The following is a 13,306-nucleotide window of genomic DNA, read 5'->3' as shown; positions in this document are numbered from 1 at the left end:
GCGGTACGACGCCCCAGGTCCAGGGGCCGCATCACCCTGCTCGCCTGCCTCGCTTCGGCGTCGGCCGGAGATCACCGAGCCGGCGATGGCGGTGCCGTCACCTCATCAGTCCCTCGGTGACGTGGTTCCATACCGCGCCGACGAAGTCCCGCCGCTGCCGCCGGCGCGCCTCTGCGGTCGGACCGGTGGTTCCCATGGTGATCTCCAACGTGCGCCGCAGCGGATGCGGTGATCCTGCAATCGCGTCGTTGCGGTCCAGCAAGCGCTCCACTTCTTCGGCGGTGGGTAGCCGGTTGCTCTTCGCCAGGTTGCACGGTGCGCACGCCAGGACCAGATTCCAGACGTGGTTGAGGTCGGGCCCACACCAGCTGCCGGTGTTCATCCAGGAGAACGGGAAGACATGGTCGACGTGGATGTCCGCATCGAGCCGGTCGAGCTCCTGATGACAGTAGAAGCAGCGACCGTGCTGGAAGCCGGCGATTGCACCACGCACGGAGGTCAGCGGCACCCGCCGCGCCGGCGACACCACCACCGCTCCCTCGGCATCGATCTCCACGCCCCGGTCGATGAGGGTACGGCCGATTGCCGCATCGAACGACGCTTCGACGATCGACCACCGCGAGTCCAGTTCACGGCCGAGCACATCGTCGGCGGCAGCGACGCGGTGCAACTCCGGCGTCAGCCGCACAACCCCGTTACTCCCCCGGCCCTGCACCCGGTAGAAGGCGTGCGCGACCTCCCCGATCCCCCGCAGATTGTGGAACTTCTGCATCACCATGCCGGGCATCGACCTCACCGCGGCCTCGACCAGTGCCTCCGTGGGCCGTCCCGCAGCCGACGACGCCGACCGCTCCCGCTCCAGGATTGCCAGGAAATCGGTGTCGCGAAGCTCGACGGCGGCCGGAGCCTGCGGAAAGCCGCCCTCCCGCGCGAGCAGCGCCCAGGCGTATCGCTCGGCCAGCTCCCCAAGCGCCACGGCATCGCGCCCCTGTTTCGCCAGCTCGAGCAGCGCCGTCCCGAGGGCGAACTTGTACGTGCGGGAATTGACCCCCATCAGAACGGCCTGACGCCACGATGTGCGCGGTGTCGGCTCGACGCTGTAGAACGACATGCGGCCAGTATCACGCGTGGAAGGGACACCGATGGGAAAGCTGGTTCGCGACCGGATACCGGAGATCATCCGCGCCAGCGGCCGGACTCCCGACACCCGACAGCTCGACGCGGACGCCTACGAAGGCGCGCTGCACGACAAACTGGCCGAAGAGGCCCGGGAACTGCGCGAGTCCGGTTCGCCCGAGCACGTGCTGGAAGAGGCCGCCGACGTCCTGGAGGTCCTGACCGCGGTGGCGGCATGCCACGGCTACACCCTCGACGACGTCCGCCGCAAGGCGGAAGAAAAACGCGGCGAGCGCGGCGGATTCACGGACCGGATCTGGCTCGAATAGCCAGCCACGACAGCCACAGAACCCTCCTTTTCCGTCGAGGCGATCCGACCACGTTCATCCGAAGTCCGAGCAGGCGCGGACCGCGGAATCCCCCGACATCATGGGTAATCGATGATCATCGGCATGAGTCTGCGTCGCGGCGGAGGGAGGAACGACATGGGTTTCGGTTTCCGGCTCGCACCCGGGGTGCGGCTGCGGGTGTCCTCGCGGGGGGTGAGCGCCGGACTCGGCCCGCGGATCGCCCGAGTACACGTCGGGACACGCGGTGTCGGTGTCTCCAGCGGCCTCGGACCGATCAGCGGCTACACCTCCTTGACCAGCGGCCGAGGCGGAACCTACACGACCGGCTCGGGGTGGACGCAGACCGCCGAACGACAGGCGCAGCGAGAAGAGCGACGCCGCGCCAAAGAACAAGCCCTCGCGGCGGCCCGCGACGACGTCGAGCGCATCGACAACCTGCACCGGGTGCACTTCCCGCCGGCGGCGCGGCACACCGTGCCCCCTCCCGCCTATCCCTCCATGCAGGTCCGCCGCCGAGGGGTGCAACAGCGATACCGGGACCTGATGCAGACCCGTTCCCGGTTCTCCCTGTCCGCCCGGGCGGAGGCGAAACGACTGGCCGCCCAGCAGATCGAGTTCGAAACCGAGCAACAACACCAGTCCCTGCTGCGGTGGCAGACCCAAGCTCAAGCCTGGTGGGACCAGCAGTGGAGCCGGCTCGTGGCCGGGGAGCGTGACACCGTCCTGGACGTGCTCAACGACGCCCTCACCGACAACGCACAGCCCTCCGCGGTCGTCGACTACCAACATGGCGAGGTCTCGGTGGTCATCTGGGCCCCACCGTTCGAGCAGACACCCACCCGGCACCCGGACCTCACCCCCGCCGGCAACCCGACCGTGCGCACCTACACCAAATCCGCGCGCAACGCGCTGTACCGCCGCTGGCTCGCCGGACATGTCGTGGTGACCCTCAAGGAGATCTTCGCCGTCGCCCCGTCGGTGATACAGGTCCGCTCCGTCGTTGTCCGCCCCGCACCGACCCACGGCTACGAGTTTCTGCTGGCCGGGGTGCATTCCCGGCAGGTGATCGAAACCGCGAACTACGCCGCAGACGGTGCCGAAGAGATCTGGCAGCGGGGAACGCACCTGCGCGTCGCCACCGGTGGGCGCACCAAGGAACTGATCCCCCTCGATCTCGACGACGAACCGGACCTGCGAGCCCTGCTCGGACACCTCCAGCAGGGAGCCGAGACAGCACCACCGGCCGTCGACGACCCGCCCGAGGACCCCGAGCCGGCCGTCCAGACCTTCCGGCTGCGCGATCTCATCGGACCGCTGAGCTCGCTCGAAGCCCGCGATCCGGCAGTGACCTCCGTCCCGGTGGACTATCCCGGCCCGGACCTGTCGGCACTGGCGCGACAGACCGGTGTGCCCATGCTCGCCACCGGTCAGGGCATGGGCCTCAGTCTGGGGATGCTGCAACCGGTGAACGGCCGGATCCGGGTGAGTGCGTTCACCATCGATGCCGGAGCACCTCCGGCAGCTGACGTCGCACAGGACACCCGGCACGGTGTCACCTTCGGATATGTCGCGGACGGTGCCCTGACCCGCTGGCCACAACTTGCTCACAGCCCGTCCTGCGTGGGCCTGTGGTGGACCACCGACGGCGCCGGCCGTCAACTCGTGCACATACTCTTCCGGCCCGATCACTTCCCGTCCGCCTGATCCGGTGCCCGAGCCCAGTCTCAGGCCGATCCGCGGCGCTTCCTCATGGCGCGAATCGGCGCGGGGCGGGGGCAGTCGTCGGTGGACCAGCGTTCTTGATCGCGGGGACCACTCCAGCCCGCGCTCATGCTCACGGCACGTGGCAAGTCGGGAAACTCTTTCGGACACCGATTCCGGCTTGCTCCTGTCGATCTTTGTGCCGTGGGACAAGCATCGCGACGACAGACAGTGGAACACTCACGGCGGGGTGCGCGATAAGCAGAACATCCGGATCGGACCACGAAACCGCACTCGCGCGTATTCGTCCACGGGACCGCCGGGCCTGTAGGGAGACTGCCCGTGAACACCAAGAGCGCCCTGATCGCAGTGGCTGCACTCGGTACCTTCGGCGTGACCGGCTGCAGCACCGACGATGCGGTCGCTCCGCCACCGGCGACCACCACTGTCACCGTAACCACCGAGGCCTCGACAACCCCGCTCACCACGACGTCCACCACCACCACCGACGCGCTCCCACCGCCGCCGCCCGGTGAGCCGGCACCCGAGCCGGTCACCTTCTCCTGCGGCGATCTTCCGATGTACCAATCGGGCACAGCCATCTATTCGGACGGGAGCATCGGCTACGAGGCCACCTGCGACACCTACGCCGCTCCGGAACCACCGACCTTGTGGTACTGCGACTACCCGGGCGTGGCGGTATACACCGATGGGTCCTCGTCGTCGACCGACCCGGCATGCACCCAGCCCGCCCCCGGAACCAGCGAAGCGGAGACCGGCGGCGATGCCACGTCGTATCCGTACAACGCCGACGAAGATCGCAACGGAGACGGGGTAGTCCAGGGGTACGAACGCTGCGGTCTCGCGTGCGGGGAAGCCCCCACCAGCGGCGACATCCAAACCCAGTACGGCTGCGAACAGGGGTACATCACCGGACCGCAGTGCAATTGAAAGTGTCGGGAAACATCGGGGCACGGAAATCTCGGCAGGATGCGCAACGCCGAAACGCGAAGACTCGCCCGCACGACCCGGATACATACCCGTCCACCCCTCGCTTCGCCAACCCCGTGACGCACATTCGTCCGGCTCCACCGGGGAAGTCCGTCGAAGCTACCTCGCGACCTTCCGGAGGTGCCGTTCCCCGCATCCGGGCTGTGGTCGTGGACATCTCGCCGCACCAGCGGAGGATCCGACCCGGCCATTTCCCTTTCCGGAAGCTGGCTCGACCACCCGCGGCATGCGGCCGCGGAGGCGGAGGTCAGCAGGTACTGCCGACGGTGAGGGCGGCCAGGCGCGGCGCCAGCCAGGAGGCTACGCGGTCGAGGACGGCGATGCCGTCCTCGAAGACGCCCGAGGTCGGGACCGCGGCCACGGCGATGGCGACCTGCCCGGCCGCGGTATCGGCGACCCCGAACTGGCGGACCAGGTAGCCGCCGGAGGGGTTCGGCCCCCAGCCGCCCTTGAACCGGGCGCCGGGGAGCGCTCCCAGCCCCCAGGATTGATCCGGCGAGACCTGCCCCATCAGCGTCAGAACCTCGTCGGCGGCGCCACGGCAGGGCAGCGAGGCCGCGAACTGTGCCTGGGCGGTCAGCGGCCAGATCGTCTGCCCGAAGGCGGTGAATCCGGGGCGGGTGACCTGGGGTTGGACCATGGTTCCGGGGTCGCCGAACTCGGCCAGCACCCGCTGTACCGCGGCCGCGGCCGCCGTTCCGGAACCGAGGTCGTCCCACATCGCCTGGGCGGCATCGTTGTCCGAGGCGGTGATCGCGGCGGCGGCGTTGCCGGCTTGGGCGGGATCGGCGGTCAGCGCGGCGATGGCTAAGGGCACCTTGATCGTGGACCAGGCGACATCGGTCATCACGGTGCCACCGGTGATTACCTGCCCGCCGCCGACCGGGACGATCGCCAGACCCACCTGAGCGGGCAATTGCCGGGCGAAGGCATCGAACTCCTCCAAACCGCCGCCCACCCCTACCCCCACGCCCGGACCGGCGGTCGCAGGGGGAACAGCCGGAACGGGTCCGACGGACTCGGTGATCGTCTCGATGACGATCACATCCGGTTCGTCGTTGCCCGGTGGTGGGCTGCACGCGCCGACGGCGGTCGTGACCACGGCCGCGACGGCGACCGCAAGCAGGTGAGTGCGCGTGTTCGAGCGCCGAAACTCGGCCATGTCAGTACAGATACACCACGGCGTCGTTGCCGCCGGTGCAGGTGACCACCGTGTTGCCCGAACAGGTCATCGTGTAGGTGCGGCCGGTGACCGGGCTGTAGGCGTCGACCGACACGACACCGCCCCGCACACCCTGGCGCAGATAGGCAGAACGCACCTCCTCGGCGAACTCGCACGAGGTGACACCGCTGCCCACTGCCGAGGTGCCGAAACTCGGGCTCGTGAACACACTCGGACACGGCGTGGAGTACGCCGGCACGCTCTCCCCGGTTGCCGGTGCCGGGCCCGCGCCACCCTGGGCCGGGGCCGGGCCGCCGGGTGCCGGCACGACCACGGTCGACGTCGAGGTTGAGGGCCCGGACGCCCTGCTGTCGTTGACGATCTGCGGCCATAACCACAGGTAGCCGACCAGACCGAGCACGATGACGGCGAGCACCGCGACGACGATCCACACGGCCGCGTTGGAGTTCTTGGGCGGCGGTGCCGGATAGCTGGGCGGCGGCCCGTAGGCCGGTTGTTGCGCATAGCCGGGCGGCGGGATCTGCCCAGGCTGATGGGGCTGCGGGATCGGCTGGGGCTGTTGCGGCGGCATGTATCCGTCGCGGGCATCGTCGATGCGCGGGTACTGGGCGGTCGGCTGATCCTCGGGCGGGGGCCATCGGTAGTTGTGCTCGCCTGGCTCGGGCCCCCACTGCGGTGGCTGAGTCATATCCTCTGATGGCCCCTTCTTCTACCCCGACCCGCGCCGGCAGGTCGACTCACCGGACGCCCTGCCGGCCCGGCCCTCGAGCACGCGCTCCCCGGAGAAAATACGTGCGTTCCCCGTTGTCAGCGCTCCCCGGGTCCCATTCGTTACCGACCGTCTTCGATGCGAGCGTGCTCGTCTGTCACGCGTCACCGCCCGAAGCCCGGGTGAAGTGGTGCCTGCACCGCCGGGCGGACTCACCCCGTGCGTCCTCGACGCGGTGTGAACCCTCGGCCTACGCCACCACCCGCGCGTCGTTCCGGTCGTCAACAAGCTGGCTGGCGTGGTCGGCCGTCACCGGGCAACGGCGTTGGTGGTCAACAGGCCGAGGTAGCTGCCGTCCTCGTAGGCGGGCAGCTGGGAGAAGCTGTGCTCGCCAATTTGGTGCAGTGCGTCGTGTAGCGGCTGGCCCGGGGCGGCTGTGATCACCGCCGGAGCTCAGAGACACTGTCCGATCTGGACGGGATGGAGCAGTCAGTGGTGGATGCGGCGCAGTCGGTCGACGGTGTCCGGCCGGGGTGTGGCGATGGGAACATCGCCGCGGTATGGGTAGTGGACGATCGCGTTGCGCAGCTCCCGGAACGCGGCGAGGACCGGTTCGTAGCGACGGACGAGTGCGTCCCGACCACGGGTTGCGGCGAGGATCTCACCCATGGTCCGAACGTGTGCGGGCAACGCGTACTTGTTCCGCAGGTGCCTTCGATTTCGGTCCACAAATCGAGAAACTCACGGGCAGGGTCGCGGGAACTCGATGCGTCCCTCCCCCATCGTGACCCGCCCGGCAGTTGCTCCATTTACTGCGCGGTGGGCAGCTGGTTGTGCTTCGCCACGGTGCACGGTCCGACCGGGTCCCCGACGTGATTGAGGGCGGGGCCGCGGCAATTGCCGGCGTGCATCCGGAAGCAACCGAACCTGTGGTGGACGTGGATTCCGTGTCGAGCTGGTCGAGTGGGGGCAGTACAAGCACCGTTTCGCCAGCTCATGCATCGCGTGCCGAGGTGAACGGGTACGCGGGAGTCGACGCCCATGAGGCTGACTTGACTCCAGGCACGTGAAACGCCTGCCCGTGCAGCCCCGAGATTCGGAACGGGGAGGGTGGAGTCACGGGCCTGATCTGGTCCGGAAAGCGGGTTTCGGCAGCGACATACCACAGTCATCGATACCTTGGGCCGAAGGATCCACACGCCCGGAGGTCGAGATGCCGAAAAGAGCCGCCAGTGGGCGCACGGTTGCACTCGAGGAAGCCATCGCCGACGCGGGCGACGAACGCTTTGCCACACTCGGTCTCCCGGACGAAATCGCGTCGGGTGAGCTCAGGTTCACCTTCATGTTCGACACCGGTGACGGCTTCTGCGCACAGGACATCACCTTCGCCTGGGACGGCGGTTCATGGGTCACCTGGTCCCAAGACATTTCCGAACACGAAGGTGACCTCTCTGCCGGCTCGAGCGCCCCCGCCTACGGCTGGGCCTGCTGGCGCAACGGAACCGATCTGCTCCTGGCCTACACCTGGCCCGAAGTCGGCATCGATGGGTGGGCGCACATTCCCGGTGGCGCGCCGGGCGACGACGACGAGGACCCAGAAGAAGCTTTGCACGAACCGCAGGCATGGGTCGAGCTGGCCAGAGCGATCGTCAGCGTCCTCTACGGCAACGAATCACCCAGCCGGACCGGGCACACCTACGAATAGATCGGCCGGTCGCGACTGGACGCGGAGTCCCCGCCCCATCTCGCTGCACGACCACATTGTCGGCGTCGGCACCGGCAGGGGAATCCCGGTTTCGTCAGTGGTCTACGACACACTCGCGGTGCTTGAATGAAGAAGTTCTCTCCAGTAGCCGGGATCGGTGGCCGAGGTGGGCCGCCCTCCCGACAGTCCAGGAAGGACTACCGATGGCGCGTCGAGAGCGAACAGTTCCACAGCATGATCCGGCCACCTCGCTCAGGTTCACCACGAAGGTCGCGTCGTCCGGGGTGAGCAGCGCCGACACCGTCAGCTACCGGTATGCGGTCAAACATGCCGCCAGTGGGCGTTGGGAGTTGCGCATCTATCCGATGGACACCGACAGCGGAGCGCGGGTGCCCGAACTGTTCGCCTCGCATATCGCCACCCGCGACAGCCGGGCCGAATGCGTCGCCATCGCGCAGGCGTTCCACAACCTCGGTGACAGCTACAACGAGTTCGGACACGGCTATCACAGCCGATTCGACCATGCTCTCGCCGATGCCATCACCGGCTCGCCCGAGCGAATCTGCCCGCCGCCGGCCGGATCTGCCACGACCGTCACGCCGCGGACCCCCGCGGCGGCATCGGCGGCGACCCCCGCGCCCGGAACAGTCTCTGCGAACGACGCAGCAACCGGGCCACGGCGCGGTGGCAGGAACTCGACGTCGTCTTCGAGCAGCCGCTCCGCCGCTCCCGTAGCGCGGACCTCGGGGCAGGCTCGAACGCGCCAGGCACCGCGGCAGCCCGGCGGTCCTGTGCGCTCCGGTGACGGTCCGACCACCTCTCGACGGCGCGCTGCCGCGCACCTTCTCACCCGGCGGGTGTTCGTCGAGACCGGTGCCGGCCGCGTCCACACGCTTCCCAATTGCCGTTCGTCGAAACCGATCCACTACTGGTGCACGGCTGAGGAAGCCCACTACAGCCGGTTGACTCCCTGCCGGGCATGCGGGGAAGGCTTGGCGAGCATGTTGCGGGCAGTCCTGGGCTCGATACCCGACCACGAACGACGGAAACTTCCGCTGCCTCCGCTGAGTGGTTTCGGCGAGAAGACGAAGCGGAAGCGGACCAAGAGCCGACGGAACTCGCGCAACACGACTCGGGCCACCGACCGGGACGTCCAGCCCGGGCGGTGGACGACCCGCACCCCCTACGGGAGCCCGGCGCGCCTCGACGATCCGCGCTTTTCTCATCGCTCCCGCCTGGAGTGGGGCACGGCGTCCTACGGCCAGGACCCGGAGGAGTTTCTCGGCAGCCCCACCGACGACGACAACGAGTGGCGTGGCGGCAGCGCGTTCTACGAGTAGCGCCGCGACAGCAGACAATGGATGCCGACACAGCGGCACGCCCCGATGTCATGCGATCCACCAGGGCGTCACCGCTTCCAGGCCAATCAGCGATCGGCGTGTCCGGGTCGATCTCGCCGACAAAGATGAGCGGGCCGGACTGGGGTTGGGACGCGGTGCGGGCTGATGTCCTCAGGAAATGCCTGCGCCTGCCCCGCATTCGATTGCGCATCGCACGAGATCAGGGACAACCAGTCCCCAGAGTGCGTCCCGCCAGCCGAGACGGACACGGACGGAGAGTCATCGGCAAGCGGACTCTATCTCGGCTCACGGTCATTACCGGTTCGGTTACCGAACCGCGTTCGGGCTTTCGCGGCCCGACAACTGGGATGTGTTGTTGCGGAGCCAAGGCCCGCACAACGGTTAGGGTCCGGAAGACACGGTCACCGGGCAACCCGCGGCGCTCACCGGAAGGAACGCACATGTACGAGGTCAAGGCCACGCACCTCACCAATAGACGAGGCTTGGCCTGCGAGATCTACCCGGATGTGTTCGTCGTCCAGGGCGGCGCTGTGCTCTCGACGTATGCCGGTCCAGCCAACGGGTACTGCCCGTGCGATCCCCTGCCGCCAGATGTCGATGCCGTCTTCGAGATCGACGACGCGCAGCTCGGGCAGGCGGTCCATTGGGCAACCACGATCTATCGACCCCGGTGTCGACCGTCACGCAATTCCCCAGGGGTCTCCTTCACGTAATTCCCCATGCTCGGGCGTGCTGAGTCGAGGGTAACCCGAGCGGCGGGCATGCGGATCAGGTTGCGTTGGCGGCCCGGTTGCCGGGTCGTTTTCGGGGTCGGTAGGACGGTCCGTCCATCAGGGTTTGATGGCTGGTGTTGATGAGCCGGTCGAGGAGGGACTCGGCGACGACCGGGTTCGGGAACAGTGGATACCAGTCCTTCGGGGCGCGGTTGCTCGTCAGAATCAGCGGTTTGCCGGCGATCGCCCGGTCCGAGACCAGATCGTAGAGGTCGTCGGACTGGGTGGTGGTGTGCTCACGCATCGCGAAATCATCGATGATCAACACCAGCGGCCGGGTGTATTCGCGCATCCGCTGACCGATCGTGCGGTCTGCATGGCCACCGGCGAGATCGGCAAGCATGCGGGAGCACTTGACGAACCGCACGTCCCCACCACGGCGGGCGACATGATGGCCAAGCGCTTGTGCCACATGGGTTTTGCCGACGCCAACGGGCCCGTAGAGGTAAGCCGACGAGCTCCAAGTCTCCTCTGTCGTTCTCGGCTATGGTCGCGGGGGGATTCCACCCCCAGACTGCGGTATCGATCTGCAGTTCCCGGACCTGCTCGAACTGCTCATCTAAGCCTGTGCTGGAGCCAATTTTTGGAAAGATTCGCAGTAGACGTGCATCCGGATCGAACCGAACCATCTCGGTACCGCGCAAGTCGCCCTTGCTCGACGTGCTTGCGTTGTCGAACCACATGAGCACTAAAACCCTACCGTCGTGACGCACCTCTACCTGTCCGCGGTCCGACTCGTACTTGGTTGGCTCGCCGTCCATCCTCACCCCGTTCTCCGCTGGACGCACTCGGTCACACGTTGACGACTCCGCTTAGCTTGACCTTGTCATAGACGCGAGGTACGCCCTGGGGGCGGAGCCGGTTTGGCGCGTAGTTGGCGGCCACGTACTTCCTCGCCAACGGTGTCGATCACCACCGTTCCCACCCGATCGTGTGTGGGTAATCCCACCTATGCGGCCTCTGCTGCACGTCGCCGCCTTCTTCCACGTCCATGGAAAATACTGTCGAGTTGCAGTGAAAACTGACAAGACATGCCATCGCACTTTGACAGATCTCGGGCATGTTGGCCGCGCCCGTCAATATAGGCGCGTCACCGTATGCTGATCCCTCCGACGCTGTATCTCCGCACGTTTCGACTGGCTGGCCGAAGGTCGATGGGGAGCTCCTAGCTGTTCTCGCCGAGCCGGCGATCGAGGGCCGCTGCAATTCTGAGGATGTGCTTTGAGACCGGCCGAGGCTGCCCGTGCACTTCGAGAAACTCTTGCATGGACAGCGGCATGGGGAATTTGCGCCACGCGTACAGGAACGTCACTACATCGCCGGGCAGGTGGTCACCGATTCCTTCAAGAAGCTGGAGGTCTTGAAGCCGCAGGACCGTGGGCCGCGCGACGCGTCCCTGGAACTCTGCAAAGACGTGCTGCGCCCGCAGACCGTAGTCGAGTTCGGTCAGCATCGAGCTCGGCGTGCCCGAGTTCGGTACCACCACGAACGGGATGAAGATCGCGTCCGGCTGCGGCTGGCCGGACCAACCGAGTCGGCGAACCAGCCGCATGACCGAGGCGAACTGCTTGAACTTGCCGTCGGTCAGGATTTTGTCCGCGTCAGCGTCGTAGGTCTCCCCGTCGCCGAGGCCCTGAGCGAGCTTGGCGTTCAGAGGATGGTGTGTCGCGTCCACCAGGATCGCGACCGGTCCGGCGCGTAGAACCCAGTCACATACCGAAGGCTTCTGCCCCTTCTTCTCAGTCCATTGGGCTTCCAGCTCAGGTTCCGCGACCAGGGCGTCGACCCTTGCGCTTCGCGTCGCGATGCGGGCGAGGGTGCCTCCCACAATGTCCTCGAACTGGTACTTGATCCCTTCGTTGAATCGCTTCACGCTCGTCTTGTCGCCTTCGCTAGTGAACGCTGCCATGACATCGAGCTGAGCGGGATCACCGAAGAATCGTTCAGTTGCCCAGTTGGCGCGAAGGATCAGGAGGTTACCGTCGCCGAGGTCAAGGAACGGGTACCGGGTGAATGTGTACCTCTGCAGCTTGACGTCCCCCCGCGCCCGGTCGGCCGCGAGTTGCTCGCGGTATCCGGAGAGGTCTAGCGCCATGTTCTCGGCGATGTAGCTGCGCATCCGCTCGTCATCGGTGAGGTCGTTGAGACTGACCACCGTTTGGCCGGCGCCGATCGCTTTGGCAACAGCGACGCCAGCACGGAGGAAGTCGTCGATAGCGATCCCGGTTGCATCCTTGAATGTCTCTGCGGGAGCCGCCCCGAGAGAATCGTGGACCCTGGCGGCCCACGGCGAGTACCAGAAGTCGAATGCGTCCGCCTTGAGGCATTCGATCTTGCGCGGCGTATTGAACAGCGCAGCCGCACTCTGGTCGTGGAGGGCCTGGTGCAATACAGACTGCAGGACCTCGGGGGTCATCGCCTTGTACTTCTCGTCGAGCGCCCTGAACTCGGCGGGGGTTGGCGTGTCTGACTTGAACTCGGCGTTCAACTGCTGTTCGGTCGCGATAGAGATCAGCAAGCGGACCAACTCATCGGCGGCCAGCTTCCTTGACGCCGTCGAATCCGCCTCCAAGAGCTCACGCATGAACTGGACCATCACCTGCGGGGCAGCGAAGATGTTTCCCTTGTTGACTTCCGCGCGCACGGCTGGCATCCAGTCATCCGAAGCGGGTAGCAGCAAATCGAGATGCAACGGCTTGAGGTTCCAATGCGTGGTAGACGCGACGTCCCACTGCGCCTGGATGTCTGCTGCCCGGGCGAGGGCATCCGCCACGTCAATCTCCGCGAGGAGTGCTCGACGTTCGTCCTCACTCAGTGCGGTGATTCCCACTGTGCCTGCGACGATGACCATCGGCTGGTTCTGCTGCATCAAGTCAAGTACTGGTCCGGCCTCCGGAGGTAGGCCCGTCAGGTCCGGCATGGGAATGGTGTAGCCCGTGTTCGTCTGCTGGTGCCCAGCCAGCTCGATTCCCAACCTGCGCGCCCTCCGTGTTCGCCTGTTCGCCACCAGACAAATATTTCATGCCAGGCAGGGCGGCGGTCGGACCGTGCGGCGGGTCACCCGAGCTGCTCGCCGACCCCGGTCTACGGCCACACGTCGATGAAGAACGTTGGCTGCGAGAGAGTTGGAGGCGGCCGACCACACCTCCGCTCACGGCGTGGGAGACGCAGAGGGTCTGATGCGTCGGCTGCGTGGAGACGAGGATAAGGACCACCGCCAACTCCCGAAGGAATCAGCAGTAAATCCAGCAAGTATCCGGCGCCGAGACAGACTGATGGAGCGAATCAGGCCAGGTCAGAGTCGGTTGCTCGCTGCTACGAGCTTGCTAAACAAGGCGAGCAATCTTGTCAATCTTCGCTGCATCTCGACAAATTCGCAAAACATCCAAATCGGCCA

General features: G+C 66.5%; 12 protein-coding genes and 1 pseudogene. 5 read left to right on the top strand and 8 right to left on the bottom strand.

Going from position 1 to position 13,306, the window contains the following annotated elements; genetic code table 11:
• Positions 1–97: 97 nt before the first annotated feature.
• The gene (locus tag RZ1_RS13180) at positions 98–1,111 is read right to left on the bottom strand and encodes an HNH endonuclease (RefSeq protein WP_072812469.1); all 1,014 of its coding nucleotides are present in this window, start codon (positions 1,109–1,111) and stop codon (positions 98–100) included.
• Positions 1,112–1,142: 31 nt separating this feature from the next.
• On the opposite strand from RZ1_RS13180, the gene RZ1_RS13175 reads away from it, so the two are divergent.
• The 3 genes from RZ1_RS13175 to RZ1_RS31330 all read left to right on the top strand — a co-directional run bounded on the left by RZ1_RS13175 (position 1,143) and on the right by RZ1_RS31330 (position 4,118).
• The gene (locus tag RZ1_RS13175) at positions 1,143–1,445 is read left to right on the top strand and encodes a nucleoside triphosphate pyrophosphohydrolase (RefSeq protein WP_072812468.1); all 303 of its coding nucleotides are present in this window, start codon (positions 1,143–1,145) and stop codon (positions 1,443–1,445) included.
• 156 nt (positions 1,446–1,601) lie between these two features.
• A complete protein-coding gene (locus RZ1_RS13170) occupies positions 1,602–3,170 on the top strand; it encodes a DUF4236 domain-containing protein (protein ID WP_072812466.1) in 1,569 nt (522 codons plus the stop codon).
• A gap of 339 nt (positions 3,171–3,509) precedes the next feature.
• Positions 3,510–4,118, top strand: coding sequence for a hypothetical protein (locus RZ1_RS31330; RefSeq protein WP_238072308.1), 609 nt, complete (start codon positions 3,510–3,512; stop codon positions 4,116–4,118).
• A 307-nt stretch (positions 4,119–4,425) separates the two neighbouring features.
• On the opposite strand, the gene RZ1_RS30525 is transcribed toward RZ1_RS31330, so the two are convergent.
• From RZ1_RS30525 to RZ1_RS13150, 4 genes are all read right to left on the bottom strand, one after another.
• On the bottom strand, positions 4,426–5,340 hold the full coding sequence (locus RZ1_RS30525; protein WP_169917943.1) for a hypothetical protein: 915 nt from the start codon (positions 5,338–5,340) through the stop codon (positions 4,426–4,428).
• A gap of 1 nt (position 5,341) precedes the next feature.
• On the bottom strand, positions 5,342–6,049 hold the full coding sequence (locus tag RZ1_RS31325) for a hypothetical protein (protein ID WP_238072232.1): 708 nt from the start codon (positions 6,047–6,049) through the stop codon (positions 5,342–5,344).
• A gap of 330 nt (positions 6,050–6,379) precedes the next feature.
• Positions 6,380–6,514, bottom strand: a complete 135-nt coding sequence (locus RZ1_RS31320; RefSeq protein WP_238072231.1) for a DUF294 nucleotidyltransferase-like/CBS domain-containing protein — start codon at positions 6,512–6,514, stop codon at positions 6,380–6,382.
• 45 nt (positions 6,515–6,559) lie between these two features.
• Complete coding sequence (locus tag RZ1_RS13150) at positions 6,560–6,739, bottom strand: hypothetical protein (RefSeq protein ID WP_029540249.1); 180 nt, start codon at positions 6,737–6,739, stop codon at positions 6,560–6,562.
• A gap of 544 nt (positions 6,740–7,283) precedes the next feature.
• Between RZ1_RS13150 and RZ1_RS13145 the strand changes: the two genes are divergently transcribed.
• Both RZ1_RS13145 and RZ1_RS13140 read left to right on the top strand, forming a co-directional pair.
• Positions 7,284–7,775, top strand: a complete 492-nt coding sequence (locus tag RZ1_RS13145) for a hypothetical protein (RefSeq protein ID WP_072812463.1) — start codon at positions 7,284–7,286, stop codon at positions 7,773–7,775.
• Between the two features lie 203 nt (positions 7,776–7,978).
• Positions 7,979–9,115 (top strand): hypothetical protein, encoded by a 1,137-nt coding sequence (locus RZ1_RS13140; RefSeq protein WP_139281833.1) that lies wholly within the window; start codon positions 7,979–7,981, stop codon positions 9,113–9,115.
• A 443-nt stretch (positions 9,116–9,558) separates the two neighbouring features.
• On the opposite strand, the gene RZ1_RS30855 is transcribed toward RZ1_RS13140, so the two are convergent.
• The 3 genes and pseudogenes from RZ1_RS30855 to RZ1_RS13125 all read right to left on the bottom strand — a co-directional run bounded on the left by RZ1_RS30855 (position 9,559) and on the right by RZ1_RS13125 (position 12,883).
• On the bottom strand, positions 9,559–9,780 hold the full coding sequence (locus RZ1_RS30855; RefSeq protein ID WP_174565205.1) for a hypothetical protein: 222 nt from the start codon (positions 9,778–9,780) through the stop codon (positions 9,559–9,561).
• A 124-nt stretch (positions 9,781–9,904) separates the two neighbouring features.
• A pseudogene (locus tag RZ1_RS13130) lies at positions 9,905–10,363 on the bottom strand (ATP-binding protein); the annotation flags it as partial.
• 711 nt (positions 10,364–11,074) lie between these two features.
• Positions 11,075–12,883 carry a hypothetical protein gene (locus RZ1_RS13125; RefSeq protein ID WP_072812458.1) on the bottom strand — a complete coding sequence of 603 codons (1,809 nt, stop codon included), beginning with the start codon at positions 12,881–12,883 and terminating at the stop codon, positions 11,075–11,077.
• Between the last annotated feature and the right edge of the window lie 423 nt (positions 12,884–13,306).

The sequence above is a fragment of the Rhodococcus zopfii NBRC 100606 = JCM 9919 genome, from assembly GCF_001895025.1.
GTDB lineage: Bacteria > Actinomycetota > Actinomycetes > Mycobacteriales > Mycobacteriaceae > Rhodococcus > Rhodococcus zopfii.
The sequence above is the reverse complement of the archived record's forward strand: the minus strand, read 5'-3'. Positions and strand labels throughout refer to the sequence as shown.

Bases quoted from the DNA above. Each gene is read 5' to 3' on its own strand.
- RZ1_RS13180 (WP_072812469.1), bottom strand. From the start codon at position 1,111: ATGTCGTTCTACAGCGTCGAGCCGACACCGCGCACATCGTGGCGTCAG.
- RZ1_RS13175 (WP_072812468.1), top strand. From the start codon at position 1,143: ATGGGAAAGCTGGTTCGCGACCGGATACCGGAGATCATCCGCGCCAGC.
- RZ1_RS13170 (WP_072812466.1), top strand. From the start codon at position 1,602: ATGGGTTTCGGTTTCCGGCTCGCACCCGGGGTGCGGCTGCGGGTGTCC.
- RZ1_RS30525 (WP_169917943.1), bottom strand. From the start codon at position 5,340: ATGGCCGAGTTTCGGCGCTCGAACACGCGCACTCACCTGCTTGCGGTC.
- RZ1_RS31325 (WP_238072232.1), bottom strand. From the start codon at position 6,049: ATGACTCAGCCACCGCAGTGGGGGCCCGAGCCAGGCGAGCACAACTAC.
- RZ1_RS13150 (WP_029540249.1), bottom strand. From the start codon at position 6,739: ATGGGTGAGATCCTCGCCGCAACCCGTGGTCGGGACGCACTCGTCCGT.
- RZ1_RS13145 (WP_072812463.1), top strand. From the start codon at position 7,284: ATGCCGAAAAGAGCCGCCAGTGGGCGCACGGTTGCACTCGAGGAAGCC.
- RZ1_RS13140 (WP_139281833.1), top strand. From the start codon at position 7,979: ATGGCGCGTCGAGAGCGAACAGTTCCACAGCATGATCCGGCCACCTCG.
- RZ1_RS30855 (WP_174565205.1), bottom strand. From the start codon at position 9,780: ATGGACCGCCTGCCCGAGCTGCGCGTCGTCGATCTCGAAGACGGCATC.